Raw genomic sequence first — 3,187 nt, 5'->3', positions numbered from 1 at the left:
TGGTCAAGGCAAAATCTTAGGTAAGTTTGTCATTCTTTCTGTAGAGGAAAAACAAAGCATTTTTCATCATAATGGCATCCCCAAAAAACAAGAATTTACAATAAAGTTGAGAGAATATGGTGAAGACCTATGAGTGATCTTTATATGACCAAAGATGGTGATATGGTTGATGCCATTTGCTGGAGATACTATGCAAAGGGTCAACAAGCCCTTGCTGTTGAACGCGTCTATGCAGCGAATTTGGGGCTTGCAGACTATGGACCCATTTTAAAAGCAGGCATCACGATACTCTTACCAACCCTCCCCTATCCTAAAGCCACACCGGTAATCAGAATTTGGGGTAGCAAATCATGAAACCTTTTTGCACAGTGATGGCAAATGGAGAGGACATCACAAGAATGCTGATGGACTATGTTTTGTCGATTGAAATTACCGATGAAGCAGAAAACAAAAGTGACCGTATCACCATAGAGCTTGATGACCGCGCCCGTGACAGTGATAACGGCTTTCTTGATATTCCTCTTATCGGAACAATCATTTCTGTCACACTTGGCTATGAAGGCGGCAAAAACCGCGATATGGGAGCCTATCTGATTGATGAAATCTCTGTAAGCAGCCCACCACAAAGCTTAAGTGTAACAGGGCGCGCCGCCTCTATGAACACGTCTTACAGAACCCCCAAAAGCCAATCCTATCACCAGCAAACCCTTGGAAGTATTGTTCAAGAGATAGCAGAGCGTAATGGCTATACACCAAAAGTTGACCATGCTCTTGCTAAAATTGTTGTGCGTCACATTGATCAAACTTCTGAAAGCGATATGGCTTTTGCCACGCGCCTTGCAGGAGGATATGATGCGGTAGCAAAACCCGTTGATGGCAAATTGGTGCTTGCCAAACGGGGTGAAGGCAAAGCCATTACCGGTGAAACACTGCCCGTCGTTGTCATCCATGAAAAACAATGTACCTCTTGGGATTTTAAATACAGTGCACGCGATGAAGCAGGTGCCGCCAATGGATTAAAGACAGATGCAGGAGATGATCAAAAAGCCGCCGCTGATGCACGAGAACCAGAGGAAATTGAGGAAGGCGAAGATGTGATCCATATGGATGAAAGTGACGCCCCCAATTTGCCTAAAGAAGAGACGGAAGCCAAAACATCTGAAAATCAAGAGCAAGAAGAAGAGAAAAAAGGCGGTGTTATCGCAAGCTATCATGATATCCGCACTGGTGAAAAAAAGGAAGTCAAGGTTGGTAAAGAGCCTTTTCATGAACTCAAATACACCTACCACAATCAATCAGAAGCTGTTGCGGCCATTGCTGCTTATCGCAACAAATCATCACGTGGGAAATCTTCTTTCTCATGTGATATTGGTGGTGATCCCTTTGTGCAAGCAGAAGCAAAGCTTATTCAAGAGCCCCCTTTCCGCCCCTATATTCCAGCAGAATGGCGCATCAAAAGTGTTAAACACAAGCTTGATAAAACAGGTGGTTATACCACAAAAATAGATTGCGAACTTTTTGATGAAACCCAAGAAGATGCGGCTGGAAACGTTGCAAACACCACACCAGACAAAGATGATACCCTTGATCCAAACGCCCCACCAAACGCATGCGACGAAGGTGAAGGCGTTATCCATATGGATGAGGAAGGCATCAATTAGCAAAAATATCAAAAAATTATCAGAAGCAACTTGACAATGTGGCAACAATATGAATAATCGAATCAGGTGCCTCAAAAACACCTTAAAACATCTAGCGGATTGGTTGCCGAAATAATCAATCTTCTGAACATTAAAGATTTTGACTCATTATATGCCGTGGCATATAAAGGTCTTGTCGGGTGTGGTTATGCTATACAATACCCTTTTGGGAAAGGCATAACGACGGACTAGATGCCGTGTTTTTGAGCACCCGGCACTCTCTATTGAGTGTCAATCAAAAACTTTAACATCTAGGAGTTCATCATGAACACTCTTATAAAAATATCAGAACAAATAATTGGACAGGAAACAGTTCAAACTGTTAACGCTCGAGAATTACACGCATTTTTAGAAGTAAAAACCAGTTTTAAAGATTGGATTATCAGACGTATTCAAGATTGTAAATTTAAAGAAGAGCATGACTTTTGCTCTTTTTTGAGCGAAAGTTCAGGTGGACGTCCTTCTAAAGATTATGCTCTCACCTTAGACATGGCTAAACATCTTTCTATGATAGAGAGGAATGATAAAGGGCATGAGGCACGTCAATACTTTATCAAATGTGAACGGCTTTTGAAACAAGTAGTAACACCACAAGTCGACTACTCCAAACCCGAGGCATTACTTGGTGTTTTAAATCACTTACAAAATCAAATAGAGCAAAAGGATAACACCATTGCAGAATTAGCACCAAAAGCAAAAGCACTTGATGGTTTAAAGCGCTCTGATGGTTTATTCGGTCTTATTGAAGCAGCGAAAATGCTTGAAGTACGACCAAAGGATTTAACAGATTACTTGCGTAAACATGATTGGGTGTATCGACGGGCTCCAGGGGCGCCTCTGTTACCTTATCAGGATAAAATCAAGAAAGGATTCATGGACTGCCCCGCTATTACCATTCAAAGACCGGACGGAACAGAAAAGGTGCTCCCTTCAACAAAAATCACACCAAAAGGATTGGCATGTTTGAGAGAACAAATCCATGGAGGTGTACAATGAACACCAGTATCGACTTTTTATGTGATTTATGGATGGCTTTGTTTCAATTTTCTGATCGTGATGATGTCGAAGATAAGGCTTTTAATGCTCTCATTGAGACCATGGATGCAATAGAAAAAGCTTTAATTTTAAAACTTCAAGATGAATCACCAAATGCACTCAGAATTTTGGCAATGATTACAAATTTTGGAACCTTAAAACCTCCCCCGATTATGGAGCCTTTGTTAAAAGCTTACGAACCAAATTTGGAGAGCCCCATTAAAAAGGTTGCTTAATTAAAAAATAGAACTCCCCTCCCCGTTCTCAAAAATGGGGAGGTGGTCAAGATGCTTCTTCTAAAGCCGCTTGTTCCTTACAATTATTTTGGATAGGCGTTAAGCTAATCTGCAAATTTAAAGCACTCAAAACACTAAGAAAAGTAGAAAGTCGTGGATCACCTTTATCGCTTAAAGAACGATAAAGAGACTCGCGATTTAGTCCTGTCTCTTGAG

Annotated in this window: 5 protein-coding genes and 1 pseudogene; 5 read left to right on the top strand and 1 reads right to left on the bottom strand. The window is 41.3% G+C overall.

Features of this window, described 5'->3' with window-relative positions:
- From ACFIL3_RS09420 to ACFIL3_RS09400, 5 genes are all read left to right on the top strand, one after another.
- Positions 1-133: phage tail protein (locus ACFIL3_RS09420; protein ID WP_375682151.1), on the top strand; the 133-nt coding region annotated here is incomplete at its 5' end.
- Positions 130-354: a tail protein X gene (locus ACFIL3_RS09415; protein ID WP_375641093.1), complete on the top strand. Its 225-nt coding sequence runs from the start codon at positions 130-132 to the stop codon at positions 352-354. The genes ACFIL3_RS09420 and ACFIL3_RS09415, both read left to right, overlap by 4 nt.
- Positions 351-1,661, top strand: a complete 1,311-nt coding sequence (locus ACFIL3_RS09410; protein ID WP_375682149.1) for a late control protein — start codon at positions 351-353, stop codon at positions 1,659-1,661. The genes ACFIL3_RS09415 and ACFIL3_RS09410 overlap by 4 nt, the downstream gene beginning before the upstream one ends.
- 303 nt (positions 1,662-1,964) lie before the next feature.
- Positions 1,965-2,696, top strand: a complete 732-nt coding sequence (locus ACFIL3_RS09405; RefSeq protein ID WP_375682148.1) for an antA/AntB antirepressor family protein — start codon at positions 1,965-1,967, stop codon at positions 2,694-2,696.
- Positions 2,693-2,971: a hypothetical protein gene (locus ACFIL3_RS09400; protein WP_375613969.1), complete on the top strand. Its 279-nt coding sequence runs from the start codon at positions 2,693-2,695 to the stop codon at positions 2,969-2,971. The genes ACFIL3_RS09405 and ACFIL3_RS09400 overlap by 4 nt, the downstream gene beginning before the upstream one ends.
- Before the next feature lie 46 nt (positions 2,972-3,017).
- On the opposite strand, the pseudogene ACFIL3_RS09395 reads toward ACFIL3_RS09400, so the two are convergent.
- A pseudogene (locus tag ACFIL3_RS09395) lies at positions 3,018-3,187 on the bottom strand (DNA-binding protein); the annotation flags it as partial.

The sequence above is a fragment of the Bartonella sp. CE47NXGY genome (assembly GCF_042195415.1).
GTDB lineage: Bacteria > Pseudomonadota > Alphaproteobacteria > Rhizobiales > Rhizobiaceae > Bartonella.
Note: the sequence above shows the minus strand (reverse complement) of the source record. Positions and strands in the feature narration are given on the sequence as shown.

What these genes read in the sequence shown, in the direction of transcription:
- ACFIL3_RS09415 (WP_375641093.1), top strand. Translation starts at nt 130, where the DNA reads ATGAGTGATCTTTATATGACCAAAGATGGTGATATGGTTGATGCCATT.
- ACFIL3_RS09410 (WP_375682149.1), top strand. Translation starts at nt 351, where the DNA reads ATGAAACCTTTTTGCACAGTGATGGCAAATGGAGAGGACATCACAAGA.
- ACFIL3_RS09405 (WP_375682148.1), top strand. Translation starts at nt 1,965, where the DNA reads ATGAACACTCTTATAAAAATATCAGAACAAATAATTGGACAGGAAACA.
- ACFIL3_RS09400 (WP_375613969.1), top strand. Translation starts at nt 2,693, where the DNA reads ATGAACACCAGTATCGACTTTTTATGTGATTTATGGATGGCTTTGTTT.